Origin of the sequence: Dactylococcopsis salina PCC 8305, from assembly GCF_000317615.1 — a bacterium.
Classification (GTDB): domain Bacteria; phylum Cyanobacteriota; class Cyanobacteriia; order Cyanobacteriales; family Rubidibacteraceae; genus Halothece; species Halothece salina.
In genome coordinates this window covers 1491389-1504421 of record NC_019780.1, presented here as the reverse complement: position 1 = coordinate 1504421, position 13033 = coordinate 1491389, and the positions used below count along the sequence as shown (strand labels likewise).

Below are 13033 nucleotides of genomic sequence, written 5' to 3'. Positions count from 1 at the left end.
TGGATTGGAAGGAAGAGGTGACAAATGAATCAAATAACAAACTTAATGATCAACCAACAATTAGACCGTATTACCAGCGATTCTACTCGGATGAATGGTCAACCTTGTATTCGCAATCTTCGCTTAACTGTTCGCCGAGTTATTGAGTTATTAGCGATCTATCCAGATCGTGAAGAATTACGCCAAGAATTTCCAGAATTAGAAGATGAGGATATTCAGCAAGCACTAATTTACGCTTCCACTTGTATGGACGATCGAATTATTCCGCTTTCAAAAAATCATGAAACTATTACTTGATCAGGGATTACCACGTTCTGCGTCAACTTTGTTAAGCGCAAAAGGAATTGATACGATTCATGTGGGCGAAATTGGTTTATCCTCAGCACAGGATAGAGAAATTCTGGAGAAAGCAGGGGAAAATGGGTATGTGGTCGTAACACTTGATGCTGATTTTCATACTTTACTGGCTTTTACAGAAGCAGTTTATCCATCAGTGATTCGCATTCGCATTGAAGGATTACGGGCCGAGGCTTTAACTAATTTGTTAGTCAATACAATTACAGAATGTGAACAGGATTTAATTGAAGGATCTGCTGTAATTATTGAACCACATCGAATTCGTCTCCGCCGTCTTCCCTTATTGAATTCTATCTAATTATTATTCCTCAGATAGTTTATTATGTTAACTTCCCTGTTTTCGCTTATTCCCACTTACTTATTTTTTCTCATCCTAATTTTCATCATCTTTCCCACTATATTTGGGGTGATTCTACGATTTGCCTTGTATGGAAAACTAAAAGACCTCGAAAAACAAGTTAATAAATTAGTGCGCGATCGAAACATTTTTTCAGCAGGAATTATTGATAAAATTCGCCAACGATTTCGATACGCAAGCGAAAGAGTGGAAACGGTTAATACCACTGCGATTATTGATGGCATTTTCCGTCAAGAAAAGGTAAAGATCATTGGGGTTTCTATTTCTTGGGAAATCGTCGATCGCGCTTCTCGAATGCTTCCCAATCTTCTCCTAACTTTTGGGTTATTAGGAACATTTATTGGGATTACCTTAAACCTCAATAATATTAGTACCACACTCAATCAAGCAGATGGAACAGATATTAACAGTTTAATCAATGAATTACAGCAACCTTTACAAGGAATGGGAATTGCATTTATTAGTAGTTTAGTGGCGATCGCTTGTAGTGCGATTCTCACCTTAACTAACATTTATCGGAATACAACCGCATTAAAATTAGAGATTTTTAGCACCCTAGAAGATTATCTCGATAATGTTTATTTACCAGAGATTCCTAGTCATTCCCGCTTAGATCGCGCCGTCGATCGAATGGTATCCCAACAGCAGGATTTTTTAACCCGTTTCCATCAAAATGTTACCGAAGCGGTAGAAGCATCTTTAGGAAAAGTTGCAGATAAAATCGCAGCAGGAAACAAAGAAGCCACTGATTTAGCGAGACAAGTTTACGAACGTTTTACGGAAACGGCGGGAACATTATCTCATGGCGCAACTCAATTTCAATATGCTGTAGAATCTTTAGAAAAGGAAGTGGAGAAAGTGCAAAAAGCAGGTGATAAAATTACAGAGGGAGCGACAATTTTTGAGACAGCCGCCAGTCAAATTGAAAACAGTCAATTTGCAGAAAATTTAGACCGTTTAACTAGCAGTTTAGCCGCCACTCAAACCGCTTTTGCTGAGTCAACCGCAAGATTAAAAACCAACGTTAAAGAGTTAACAAATAGCAATCTCCATGCTGCGGATTTAGCGGAACAATTGTCTAGTAATTTAAATACGTTTACCGATCGTTTAACGAAGAGTGCGAGTCAATTTGAAACCGTCGCCAATACGATCGAAGAAAGTAAGTTTGATTTTACCATTCTCGAAGCGAGTGAGAACTTACAGAAAATTCAAACCCAATTTACAGAAACGATTCGTCAATTAGAACAAGGAATTGAAGGCTTAAAAAGCTCGATCGCGCAGACAGAAAGTAGCAGTCAAAACCTAAACACAGTTAGCGAACAACTAGGGAAATTAAATGAACAATCCCAAGAAATTAGTCAACTCAATCAAGAGAAACTCAATCAAATTCAACAATCCTTATATCTGTTACTAAAAGCAATTAGTGATCATAATTTCATCAAGAAAACTGTTTCTAGTTTAGATACCCTACAGCAACAAACGAAACAACTCAACGAACAATCTCAACAGATCGTAAAAAGCAATCAGAAAAGCGAAGAAAACGCCCAATCAAATCAGGAAATTTTGGCAAATCTACAATATAATCTAATGAAACTCTTAACGATTGTCGGTGATAGTAAAAATCAAGATAAAATCGCCTCAGAAGTCGTGGAGATTAGAAACGTAGCGACACAACTCAACATCAAATTAGCGGAGGTGAATAAAAGTTCTAAAAATAGTGAATCCTTAAAACAGGAAACTCTCAGCCAGATACAAAAAGAACTTTCTCAGCTAGTTGAAAATATGAATGAACATCAGGCTTTACAGAAAACAGGATCACGGTTACAAACATCACAGGAACAAGATAAATAGTTATATAATACTTAGAGATGTCATATTAATTAAATAATGATGAAGAATTAAAAAGAAAGAGGAATCAACGATGAAAAAGCTAACTCTTGATAATCTGCCACCTGAAATAGAAGCATGGCTGAATCGTCGTGCTAGGGAAAGAGGAAATTCCCTTGAAGAAGAGATTCAGGATATATTAAAATATGTGAAAGCTAACGAAGAAAAAAATATAGGTAATCTTGCTAGTAATATTCAAGATTTATTTGTACCATTAGGAGGTGTTGATTTACCAGAAATTCCACGAGAAGCAATACGAGATTTACCAAGTTTTGAAGAAGAATGATTATTTTAGATACGAATGTAGTTTCAGAGTTAATGAAAATTAATCCTTCTATAAAAGTAATTAAATGGGTCGCTTCTTATTCTCCTCAAAATCTATTTACTACTACAATTACTCAAGCAGAAATTCTTTATGGATTAGCTATTTTACCATTAGGAAAACGAAGAAATGATTTAGAAGAATCAGCGCAAAAAATGTTTGAAGTTGAATTTAAGAATCGAGTGTTAGCCTTTGATACAAAAGCAGCAATTATTTTTTCCGAAATTGCCGCTAAACGAAGACAGTTAGGAAAACCAATCTCACAGGCAGATGCTCAAATTGCAGCGATCGCAAAATCCTATGGTGCTAGTATAGCTACTCGTAATGTTTCTGATTTTGAGGATTGCAATATATTAATTATTAATCCCTGGTCAGAATAGTATTATAATATTTAAATATTCATGCTGAAACGAAAACGCTATTGGGAAGAAGAAACCGAAGAAACAAATATCTGGACATCTTTCACCGATTTAATGTCCAACGCTTTTATGATTCTCAGTTTACTCTTGTTCATTACTCTCATCCGACTGTTTTTAATTACTCAAGAAAATCAGCAACTTAAAAAAGAATTAGAACAAGGCAAAGAAACACCACCGATTTTAATTATTCAAGACTCTGGAGAGTTTAAGTTTCAGTCGGGAAGCGCCGTTTTACCCTCTCCTCTCAAAACTTATATTAGAAATACTTTAGTTGATAAAATTGAAGAGATTACCGCAGGAAATCAAACCTACAGCGTCGAAATTATTGGTCATACTGACGGACAAATTTTAGGCGGAGGAAACAGTAACCTCGATCGAAACTTAGAAAAAGTCGCCAACGGAAACTTACCCATAACCGAACTGCAACCAGGATCAAATGCGGATTTAGGCTTAATGCGATCGTTAGCTGTCGTCAAAGAATTACAAGGGATTAAAGCACAAGGAAGATTACAAAATCTTCAATTTCATGCTTATTCCGCCGCGCAATTATTTCTTCCGAATTCTCAAGGATTTGCAGCGGTCGATCGCGCCCAAAATTCTAGTCGCAGACGAATTGAAATTCGTTTTTCTCCTCTCGGTGAAGCGGAAGTAATTCGCTAATGATTCACAGAATAGTTACTTAGTCGCATCAACCAGATTAATAGCAATTGCTGGAAAATTTTCCAAAATTTTTTTATCTTCCGTTATTAAAACTGTCTGAAGTTGCATTGCTAAGGCGACAAATTCACAGTCATAAGCAGAACAATTGCTTTTCTGAACTAAACGCAGCACATCAAAGGAAGTAACTTCAAACTCGTTTTCTGACAATAACATTTCAGCCTCTGATTGAATAGCATACGCTTGATCAAAAGTTAATAACTGTTTACGCAAATAAAGAGCAAGAACATTCCGAAATTCACTGCGCCAGATCGATGGAGCCGCCCATTCAGGTTGTTGAATAAAAAGACGTTCCACATCAACAGTTTTCTCAGTAGGAAGATAAAAATAACTGATGATATTAGTATCAACAACAATCATAAACGCCCTGAGTGAATCTCACGATCAATCTCCTCAAGATTAAAATTCTCTTGTTTGAGAGAACTTCTAAGATCACGGGTGCGACGCAAACGTTCTTCTGGAGAAACTTGCGCTGATACAAGAGATTTTTCCAAACAAGCAATAACTTCACTGTTTATACTACGATGATTTGCTTTAGCTGCCATTTTTAGACGATTATAAAGTTCATCGGGTAGATTGTTTAGGGTGATTGTAGTTGTCATTGGGCAATCATTACTTTTTTTGTTAGATTCCAATTGCATACTATTATCGTATTTTTAAGCAAATTTTGTCAACTAGAAGGAATTAAACTCTGAAAGTTTTGCGCTATCCTAACCGCGCTCAAAATTGTAGTCGCAGACGAATTGAAATTCGTTTTTCTCCTCTCGGTGAAGCGGAAGTAATTCGCTAGATAACTGGACTTTAATAATGATACAATAAAATTATAATAACTACCTACTATATGTTTAGTAATGCCTCAACAATCTATCCCCAGAATAGAATACCTAAAAGTTCAAAACTATCGCGCATTACATAACCTTAACTCAAGAAATTGCATATAAGATTCACTCTTTTCGAGGAAAGTCGGATTTATACCAATTTAAAAAGTAGATGTTACATATTGTAGGGTGGGCAATGCCCACCCTACGGTTAATGAGCGAGAGGGCTAGAAAAAAACAACGCTGCTAGAGAAATTTCTCAATATATGAACCCCCAAAAAAATGATTCTAAAAGTTTCCAAGTGTTTTATCAAGGTTTATTGGAAATAATCGAACTTGATCAGTAAGAGATGCTACATTAGTCCTCACAACTGATAAAATCAATAATTAATTCTCAAAGACAAAATATTTAAAATGTCCCGTAACTTAGAACAAGAAATCAAAGACTTTTACGACGCATCTAGTTCCCTCTGGGAAAATATCTGGGGAGAACATATGCACCATGGCTATTATGGTCGCAATGGCAGGAATAAAGTTCCCCGCCGACAAGCGCAAATTGATATTATTGAAGAGTTATTGTATTGGGGAAACCTGCATAACCCAGAAACCCCTCCCCAAAACATTTTAGATGTTGGGTGTGGAATTGGTGGGAGTACCCTCTATTTGGCGCAAAAATTCAACGCCACAGCGCAAGGAGTGACCCTTTCCCCCGAACAAGCCAAAAGGGCGCAAGAACGAGCGACAGAAGTCAATTTAGGGGAGAGGGTACAATTTCAAGTGGCTAATGCTTTAAATTTACCTTTTAGTGATGAAAGTTTTGATTTAATTTGGTCTTTAGAAAGTGGGGAACATTTCCCCGATAAAGCGAAATTTCTTCAAGAGGCTTATCGAGTTTTAAAGCCAGGGGGAATGCTATTAATGGCGACTTGGTGTCATCGTCCGACTGATTCTTTGGCTGGAGAATTAACAGCAGATGAAAAACGACATTTAGCGGAGATTTATCGGGTTTATTGTCTTCCTTATGTGATTTCTTTACCAGAATATCGATCGATCGCTCAAGAAGTTGGCTTTAACAATATCATAGTTGATGACTGGTCACAAGCAGTTGATCCGTTTTGGAATATTGTGATTGATTCTGCTTTCAATCCTCAAGCCATTATGGGATTAATTGAAAGTGGTTGGAAAACGATCGAAGCGGCTTTATCTTTAGGATTAATGAGTCGTGGTTATCGTCGGGGTTTAATTCGTTTTGGGGTTTTACAAGGAATCCGTAAAGCGTGATCAGAATACTCTCCCCCTAACCTTAGCCAAGGGGGAAATAATGAATAACTAATAACGAATAACGCATGAATCAAGTTACTTCTAACATTGAAAAAAATATCTTTCGTGAACCAAGACAATGGTTAAAAAGTCTTGGGAAATTTTCTCGCCCTCATACCATTATTGGCACCAGTTTAAGCGTTTTAGCTTTGTTTTTGATCGCGATCGCGCTATCAAATATTTCCCTGAATTGGACAATTTTTAATCCCCTAATATTCCCTTGGACAGCTTGTTTATGCGGGAACGTTTACATCGTTGGTTTAAACCAATTACAAGACGTTTCCATTGACAAAATTAATAAGCCAAACTTACCGATCGCATCAGGAGAATTTTCGGAAAAACAAGCGCAATGGATTGTCAACATCACAGGAATTTTAGCGATTATTATCGCTGTGATTTCCAGTCAATGGTTACTGTTAACAATTACGGTTAGTTTAGCAATTGGAACCGCTTACTCTTTACCTCCCATTCGCTTAAAACGTTTTCCATTTTGGGCGGCTTTGTGTATCTTCACTGTCAGAGGAGTTATTGTCAACTTAGGGCTATTTTTACACTTCAATCAAACGATAAACCAACAGCAATTAATTCCTCCCGCAATTTGGGCGTTAACTTTATTTATTCTCATTTTTACCATCGCCATTGCTATCTTTAAAGATGTTCCCGACTTAGAAGGAGATAAACAGTATAATATCACCACATTCACCCTTTTGTTAGGAAAAAACACGATCTTAAATATCACTCGCATTATTATTAGTGTCTGTTATTTAGGAGTGATCATTGCTTCCTTTCTCCTCCTACCAGATGTGAATCCTCTCTTTGTGGGGATGACACACGGTAGCTTGTTTCTTTTATTATGGTGGCGTAGCCAGACTGTAGATTTAGAAAACAAAAGCTCGATCGCGCAGTTTTATCAATTCATCTGGAAGTTATTTTATCTCGAATACTTATTGTTCCCCATCGCTTGTTTTTTAGCTTAATTATGTTAGAACTAAATCAGAATCCCACTGAAATTATTGCTTTAGTCACCGTCGCTATTATTCTACTGAGTGTCGGAATTATTCTCGGAAGAAGTTTTCTTCTCTCCCAACGTTTTCAGAAAGCACAAAAACTCTATGAAGAGGAAAAATATGGTGACGCGATTCCAGTTTTTCAAAAAATTATTGAGCGACAAAAAAGTAATGATTTAGCAAGACTTTTACTCGGAAAATCCCTCGTCCAAAAAGGAAACCTTACCGAAGCGATCTCGACTTTTGAAACCTTAACCCAAAGTTCGCCTAAGAATGTTGATGGGTATATTGAGTTAGGGAAAGTTTATATGAAACAAGGAAAAATTGACAGCGCGATCGCGCAGTTTCAACAAGCCACAAAAATTAAACCCAATAAATTCGCTGAACCGCATCGGGTGTTAGGATTAGCTTTAAAAGAAAAAGGAGAAACCAAAGCAGCAATTGCTTCTTTAGAGAAAGCGAAAAAACTTTATTCTAGTCAAAAATCCTATCCCATGATTGAAGCAATTGACGAAGAAATTGACACGATTACAGAACAAAGTAAAAAATAAAAATTGCACTGGTAATTGGTTACTGGTTACTGATTGGTGTTGGGTTTCGCGTGGAGACGTTCCATGGTTCGCGTGGAGACGTTCCATGGTTCGCGTGGAGACGTTCCATGGAACGTCTCTACCCAACCTACTAATGACTAATGACAAATTTTGTTGGGTTTCGTAAACTTCACCCAACCTACTTGCTACCAATCAATCAACCCTAAGGCAACTTGCCTCTTGCCTCTTGCTGATTAGTGTTGGGTTTCGTAAACTTCACCCAACCTACTTGCTACCAATCAATCAACCCTAAGGCAACTTGCCTCTTGCCTCTTGCCTCTTGCCTCTTGCTGATTAGTGTTGGGTTTCGTAAACTCCACCCAACCTACTTTTTAGAAAACCCGTGTCGGAAGATGATTAGAGTCTATTTCAATCACGACATCAACTCCTCGTTTGCTTTCAATTAATGGGGTGATAAATAACTCAGGATGTAACGATCGCCAAAAGTATTCGACAAACTGATTAACGTCAGCTTCACTCATTCCCCCTTTCCCTTCTGCGATCATTTTTTGTTCCGCTTCTTTGCGCCATTTTTGACTCAAACGATAATCGATCGGAGATAAAACAATTAACCCATCTAAACGATTCCATAACGGAAGATAGGCTTCAAGACGGCGGTTATTATCGATCGCAAACTGTCGATCATCTTCAGTAACAATGGGAAAAGGAGGAGACTGAAACACTTGTTCTTTGATCGGTTGTACTCCCACAAACCAACCTTCAAATAATAAAATATCTATCTTCTTATTAACGATTTCAGGATGCGATCGATCTCCCATTCCCTCACAAGCTGACTTATCAAACCGAGGAATAGAAACGGGACATTTTCCCTCGCGGATATTATCCAATAATTCGATTCCTAAATCAACATCATGGGTGTTGGGTGGCCCTCGCAAAATTAATCGAGAATCTTCTTTTTGTAACTGTTGGCGTTCTGAATAAGTTTTATAAATATCATCGATCGAAAGGGTCACTGTATTATAACCTAACTCCATTAAAATTAAGCGTAAAATGGTCGCTAAGGTGGTTTTTCCCGTTCCTTGAAGCCCTAAAATTCCCTGAATAATTGCTGATGATTTCTGTTGCTTTTTACGGTGAATCTGTAAGGCTAAAGGAAGCCAAACCCGCCATAATAAAACTAAATTCTCGGCTTCTGAAAAACCGATTTTTGCACAAGTATCATCAATACTCTGATAAGCAATTGGAAAATAATCTAGTTTCGTCTTAAGAGAAATATTAGGGAAACTAAATTGAGATTCAGCTAATCGATTTTGATTTTCGATCGATGGGGAATCTCCCTTGAGAACACCCCTTAAAATCGAAATCACTGGAGAGGAAAACATAAATTAAGACCCTAAAATAAACGCCTGAATGTATAAACTATAAGTAAAGCCAATTTTGAAAGTGTTTAGCACTTCTAGAAAGCCTAAATTTCTTTCATCTGTTGAGGAATAGCGTCGATAAACAAACCAACTAATCCCCTCAGTAAAAATTAAGAGAACCGCAGCGACAATAATATCTAAACGTCCATTTTGACCAGCACTGGTGACGATCGCAACAGCAATAAATATCCCTGAAAGTAAACTTAATAATAACAGGGTAATCTTGCGCCAAGGATTTAAAAAAAACTGTTGAGTTTGACTAGATAAATTGTTTAATAATAAGTTTAAGCGAGTATTTTGCATAATTCGTTATCGGTGGGGAATACCTGAGCTAAGATCATCATAGACCTAATTTTAAACATTAGAAGCAATGCAATTAATCGAAACTGTACGCATGGCGACTACTACTCTGACCGCAAATAAACTGCGGAGTAGTTTAACCATGTTAGGAATTATAATTGGTAATGCGTCCGTGATCGCAATGGTGGGAATTGGACAGGGAGCGCAAGAATTGGCTAAAAATGAGTTTCAATCTCTCGGTCCCAATACTTTATTTATAACTCCTGGTTCAAGGGAAGAACGTCAAACCACTTTTGATGCCCCCAAAACTTTGGTTTATGAAGATGCGAAAGCGATCGAGGAACAAGTCCCTAGTATTCAAGGAGTTGCGCCACAAATTACCAGTAATCAAGTCATTTCTTATCAGGGAAAAAACAGCAATGATTCTGTGTTTGGTGTAACTCCAGAATTTTTGAGTGTTCGTAGTTTTGAAATTGCTGAAGGTCGGTTTATTCGTGATCTTGATTTAAGAAAAAATAGTCGTGTTGCTGTTCTCGGATCGGAAATTGCTAACCGCTTTTTTGGCGGAGAAAACCCGATCGGGAAGCAAATTCGGGTTAAAAATTCTAGCTTTAAAGTCGTTGGCGTGATGGCTTCAAAAGGTGCTTTTTTAGGCAATAATCAAGATGATACGGTGTATATTCCTTTAACCACAATGGCGAATCAAATTGTGGGAAGACAATCGATTTATGGGATTAATTTAACCTTTATTTCTGTATCCGCTAAAGATGAAGACAGTATTCGTGCTGCTAAATTTCAAATTGAAAACTTACTCCGATTGAGACACAATATTACAGGAGAGGATGATTTTAGCGTCCAAACTCAACAAGATGTTTTAAGCATTGTCGGAACAGTAACTGGTGGTTTAACTGCTATGTTAGCCGCGATCGCAAGCATTTCTTTATTAGTCGGAGGGATTGGGGTGATGAATATAATGCTAGTTTCTGTTTCCGAACGCACTCAAGAAATTGGACTTCGCAAAGCATTAGGCGCAAGAGAAAAAGATATCTTAACACAATTCTTAATTGAAGCCACAATTCTTGCTGTTTTAGGAGGTTTTTTTGGCACAATTATCGGTGGTGGAGTCGTCATTCTTGCGGGTACTGTTTCCCCTCTTTCCTCCCAAATTTCTGTTCCTGCTGTCGTCGTTTCTGTCAGTGTTTCTGCTGGAATTGGTTTAGCTTTTGGCGTGATTCCCGCTCGTCAAGCGGCTAAACTTGATCCAATTGTTGCTCTTAGAAGTGCTTAATTAGGGTTTGCTGAAAAAGTTAATTAGTCGGTGTAGTAAGGCAAGAGGCAAGAGGCAAAAGGCAAAAGGCAAGAGGCTTGCATGCAAGGTGCGTGACGATTGAACAATCAATGAACTTGCATTTTTACTCATATCTTAATCGCCTCATAAATACACACCAGTCTAGGAAAGGTTTAATCATTAATAATTTAAAGCTGAAATAATTGCTCCTTCCTGAACTTCATTTTCCCAAACCTGACCATCCATTGCCATCTTTTCTACTAAACTCGCTAAACGTAAAGCCTTTAATGCTTGTTCTCCCCCAACAGAAGGTTTATTTCCGCCACGAACACAACTAACAAAATGTTCTAATTCTGCGTGAAGTGGTTCAATTTTACTGGTATAAACCTTTTCAATTAAACCATCTTGACGATATAAAACTTGTCCATAATTTGTGGTATAATCGGCTGTGGTTTGCCGATGAATTAAAATTTCATTGTTTAAGAAATCAGCTTCGATTAAAGCCTTTTTACAATGAGCGCCAATTGTCCGAACTTTACGATGTGTTACTTTACTTGCGGTTAAAGTTGCGATCGCGCCATTGGCAAAACCTAACGTTGCTGTGACATAATCTAAATATCCTGAATCCTCAGCTTTTGTTCCGCTTGCGGTTAATTTAACCACAGAACTTGCTGTTAATTCTAATAATAAATCAATATCATGGATCATCAAATCTAGCACCACAGAAACATCATTAGCACGTTGAGAATATGGACTCATACGATGTGCTTCCAAAGCAAGTAAATCTTCAGTTTTGAGGACATTACTTAACTCTTGAAAAGCAGGATTAAATCGTTCAATGTGTCCCACTTGTAAAATACAATTATTATCAGCGGCTGCGTTGACTAATGATTCAGCTTCTTCGATATTCGCCGCGATCGGTTTTTCAATGAGAACATGAACCCCTGCTTTCAAACAAGCTAATCCGACTGAATAATGTAAGCGTGTGGGAACAGCAATGCAAACCGCATCGACACAAGCTAATAAGTCTTGATACGCTTCAAAAAAACGCACCCGATATTTACTCGCAATATCCAACCCTCGCGTTACATTAATATCAGCAACGCCATATAATTCCACATCTTTTAGCAAACCTAAAACACGAGTATGATGTTGTCCCATGTTACCAACACCAATGACACCCACTCGCAACGGCGGGTTTCCGTTACGGGAAAAGCTATTAATCTCCCCATCTCCTCTTGATAAATTATTTTGGTCACTCACGAGAACAAACTCCTCCACCACAAAAATTGCAAAAAACGTCGCTATCTCTAGCAGGATAAATCTTTTACACCAGATCAGACAAAATTTCCGCGAAAAATGTAAAAAATCCGCCAGAGGCATTATCCACAAAGATAGTTAACAAATGTAAACAAAGTGTGTCAGTTTTTTGGCTGTCCATCAAGTAACAATGGAATCAGGTGGTTAAAACTTGAAGATCAATCAAATCTGGAGAATAAAATGTCACCAGAAGCGTCCAATTTAGATGCACTCCTCAATCAACTTAAATCTGAGTATAAAAATCAGCGTTCTTCTGCTATGTCTGATCATAAATCCCATGATAATTCCGATCGAGCGGATCATTCCCTTGATGAAATTCGTTCACAGTTTCAAGAAAAAAAATCCGCTTCTGATTCTAATCAAGAAGAAGACGCACTCTTAGAAATAAAATCACAGTTTAAGCAAAAAAAATCTGCTTCTGATGAAAGTGAACCTAGCGATCCAGTGGCGGAAATTAAATCACAATTCCAGTCTCAATCTCAAGCAAAGTCTCAATCGCAGTCTTCCGACGAATCCGACTCATCTTTAAACGAAATCAAATCGCAATTTCAAAATAAATCTTATCAGAAAGAAGAAGAAGAACATCTTTTTGAAGAGGTAAAAACTCGTTATCAACAGCAAAAGCAAGTTACCACATCTCCTCAAAAGGATTCCCAAACCGATGAGTTATTAGGTTCGATTAAACATCAGTATCAAACCCAAAAACAACAAGCAGAAACCTACGATCCGAAACAGAATCAAGAAGAGATTTTAAAAGCCGAACAACAAAAGCAGAAAAAGCGAAAATACTTGACTAAAAAAGCGCAAGAATGGCTGGAGAAACTCGATCCTTATTCTGATGAGGGATTCTGGTTTGAAGAGTTTGCGGAAAGTTATTCGTCTCGTTTAGAAGCAGCAATTGATTATTTAGCCGTTTTTGAAGAAACATCTTAAGCAAATCTACAATTC

Annotated in this window: 16 protein-coding genes; 11 read left to right on the top strand and 5 right to left on the bottom strand. The window is 37.5% G+C overall.

Annotated elements, in window-relative coordinates; genetic code table 11:
- Positions 1-24 precede the first annotated feature (24 nt).
- From DACSA_RS07525 to DACSA_RS07500, 6 genes are all read left to right on the top strand, one after another.
- Entirely contained in the window at positions 25-297 is a 273-nt protein-coding gene (locus DACSA_RS07525) for a DUF433 domain-containing protein (RefSeq protein ID WP_015229178.1), read from the top strand.
- Positions 281-655, top strand: a complete 375-nt coding sequence (locus DACSA_RS07520; protein WP_015229177.1) for a DUF5615 family PIN-like protein — start codon at positions 281-283, stop codon at positions 653-655. Before DACSA_RS07525 ends, DACSA_RS07520 begins: the two co-directional genes overlap by 17 nt.
- A 24-nt stretch (positions 656-679) precedes the next feature.
- Positions 680-2566: a YhgE/Pip domain-containing protein gene (locus DACSA_RS07515; RefSeq protein WP_015229176.1), complete on the top strand. Its 1887-nt coding sequence runs from the start codon at positions 680-682 to the stop codon at positions 2564-2566.
- 70 nt (positions 2567-2636) lie between these two features.
- Positions 2637-2888 carry a FitA-like ribbon-helix-helix domain-containing protein gene (locus DACSA_RS07510; RefSeq protein ID WP_015229175.1) on the top strand — a complete coding sequence of 84 codons (252 nt, stop codon included), beginning with the start codon at positions 2637-2639 and terminating at the stop codon, positions 2886-2888.
- Complete coding sequence (locus DACSA_RS07505) at positions 2885-3304, top strand: type II toxin-antitoxin system VapC family toxin (RefSeq protein ID WP_015229174.1); 420 nt, start codon at positions 2885-2887, stop codon at positions 3302-3304. The genes DACSA_RS07510 and DACSA_RS07505 overlap by 4 nt, the downstream gene beginning before the upstream one ends.
- Positions 3305-3325: 21 nt before the next feature.
- Positions 3326-4003 carry an OmpA family protein gene (locus DACSA_RS07500; protein WP_015229173.1) on the top strand — a complete coding sequence of 226 codons (678 nt, stop codon included), beginning with the start codon at positions 3326-3328 and terminating at the stop codon, positions 4001-4003.
- A 15-nt stretch (positions 4004-4018) separates the two neighbouring features.
- Here DACSA_RS07500 and DACSA_RS07495 read toward each other — a convergent pair whose 3' ends face one another.
- Positions 4019-4420, bottom strand: coding sequence for a type II toxin-antitoxin system VapC family toxin (locus DACSA_RS07495; protein ID WP_015229172.1), 402 nt, complete (start codon positions 4418-4420; stop codon positions 4019-4021).
- Positions 4417-4662: a FitA-like ribbon-helix-helix domain-containing protein gene (locus tag DACSA_RS07490; RefSeq protein ID WP_015229171.1), complete on the bottom strand. Its 246-nt coding sequence runs from the start codon at positions 4660-4662 to the stop codon at positions 4417-4419. Before DACSA_RS07490 ends, DACSA_RS07495 begins: the two co-directional genes overlap by 4 nt.
- A gap of 630 nt (positions 4663-5292) precedes the next feature.
- Here DACSA_RS07490 and DACSA_RS07485 point away from each other — a divergent pair.
- The 3 genes from DACSA_RS07485 (at position 5293) to DACSA_RS07475 (ending at position 7756) form a co-directional block, all read left to right on the top strand.
- Positions 5293-6159, top strand: a complete 867-nt coding sequence (locus DACSA_RS07485; protein ID WP_015229170.1) for a methyltransferase domain-containing protein — start codon at positions 5293-5295, stop codon at positions 6157-6159.
- A 65-nt stretch (positions 6160-6224) separates the two neighbouring features.
- Entirely contained in the window at positions 6225-7175 is a 951-nt protein-coding gene (locus DACSA_RS07480) for a homogentisate phytyltransferase (RefSeq protein WP_015229169.1), read from the top strand.
- Between the two features lie 2 nt (positions 7176-7177).
- A complete protein-coding gene (locus DACSA_RS07475; RefSeq protein ID WP_015229168.1) occupies positions 7178-7756 on the top strand; it encodes a tetratricopeptide repeat protein in 579 nt (192 codons plus the stop codon).
- A gap of 371 nt (positions 7757-8127) precedes the next feature.
- On the opposite strand, the gene DACSA_RS07470 is transcribed toward DACSA_RS07475, so the two are convergent.
- Complete coding sequence (locus DACSA_RS07470; RefSeq protein WP_015229167.1) at positions 8128-9138, bottom strand: kinase; 1011 nt, start codon at positions 9136-9138, stop codon at positions 8128-8130.
- Between the two features lie 3 nt (positions 9139-9141).
- Entirely contained in the window at positions 9142-9480 is a 339-nt protein-coding gene (locus DACSA_RS07465) for a DUF565 domain-containing protein (RefSeq protein WP_015229166.1), read from the bottom strand.
- Between the two features lie 67 nt (positions 9481-9547).
- On the opposite strand from DACSA_RS07465, the gene DACSA_RS07460 reads away from it, so the two are divergent.
- Entirely contained in the window at positions 9548-10765 is a 1218-nt protein-coding gene (locus DACSA_RS07460; RefSeq protein ID WP_015229165.1) for an ABC transporter permease, read from the top strand.
- Between the two features lie 180 nt (positions 10766-10945).
- On the opposite strand, the gene DACSA_RS07455 is transcribed toward DACSA_RS07460, so the two are convergent.
- Positions 10946-12148, bottom strand: coding sequence for a Gfo/Idh/MocA family protein (locus tag DACSA_RS07455; RefSeq protein WP_015229164.1), 1203 nt, complete (start codon positions 12146-12148; stop codon positions 10946-10948).
- Positions 12149-12265: 117 nt separating this feature from the next.
- Between DACSA_RS07455 and DACSA_RS07450 the strand changes: the two genes are divergently transcribed.
- A complete protein-coding gene (locus tag DACSA_RS07450; RefSeq protein WP_015229162.1) occupies positions 12266-13018 on the top strand; it encodes a salt stress protein, Slr1339 family in 753 nt (250 codons plus the stop codon).
- The last annotated feature ends 15 nt before the right edge of the window (positions 13019-13033 follow it).

Bases quoted from the DNA above. Each gene is read 5' to 3' on its own strand.
- DACSA_RS07525 (WP_015229178.1), top strand. From the start codon at position 25: ATGAATCAAATAACAAACTTAATGATCAACCAACAATTAGACCGTATT.
- DACSA_RS07520 (WP_015229177.1), top strand. From the start codon at position 281: ATGAAACTATTACTTGATCAGGGATTACCACGTTCTGCGTCAACTTTG.
- DACSA_RS07515 (WP_015229176.1), top strand. From the start codon at position 680: ATGTTAACTTCCCTGTTTTCGCTTATTCCCACTTACTTATTTTTTCTC.
- DACSA_RS07510 (WP_015229175.1), top strand. From the start codon at position 2,637: ATGAAAAAGCTAACTCTTGATAATCTGCCACCTGAAATAGAAGCATGG.
- DACSA_RS07505 (WP_015229174.1), top strand. From the start codon at position 2,885: ATGATTATTTTAGATACGAATGTAGTTTCAGAGTTAATGAAAATTAAT.
- DACSA_RS07500 (WP_015229173.1), top strand. From the start codon at position 3,326: ATGCTGAAACGAAAACGCTATTGGGAAGAAGAAACCGAAGAAACAAAT.
- DACSA_RS07495 (WP_015229172.1), bottom strand. From the start codon at position 4,420: ATGATTGTTGTTGATACTAATATCATCAGTTATTTTTATCTTCCTACT.
- DACSA_RS07490 (WP_015229171.1), bottom strand. From the start codon at position 4,662: ATGACAACTACAATCACCCTAAACAATCTACCCGATGAACTTTATAAT.
- DACSA_RS07485 (WP_015229170.1), top strand. From the start codon at position 5,293: ATGTCCCGTAACTTAGAACAAGAAATCAAAGACTTTTACGACGCATCT.
- DACSA_RS07480 (WP_015229169.1), top strand. From the start codon at position 6,225: ATGAATCAAGTTACTTCTAACATTGAAAAAAATATCTTTCGTGAACCA.
- DACSA_RS07475 (WP_015229168.1), top strand. From the start codon at position 7,178: ATGTTAGAACTAAATCAGAATCCCACTGAAATTATTGCTTTAGTCACC.
- DACSA_RS07470 (WP_015229167.1), bottom strand. From the start codon at position 9,138: ATGTTTTCCTCTCCAGTGATTTCGATTTTAAGGGGTGTTCTCAAGGGA.
- DACSA_RS07465 (WP_015229166.1), bottom strand. From the start codon at position 9,480: ATGCAAAATACTCGCTTAAACTTATTATTAAACAATTTATCTAGTCAA.
- DACSA_RS07460 (WP_015229165.1), top strand. From the start codon at position 9,548: ATGCAATTAATCGAAACTGTACGCATGGCGACTACTACTCTGACCGCA.
- DACSA_RS07455 (WP_015229164.1), bottom strand. From the start codon at position 12,148: ATGCCTCTGGCGGATTTTTTACATTTTTCGCGGAAATTTTGTCTGATC.
- DACSA_RS07450 (WP_015229162.1), top strand. From the start codon at position 12,266: ATGTCACCAGAAGCGTCCAATTTAGATGCACTCCTCAATCAACTTAAA.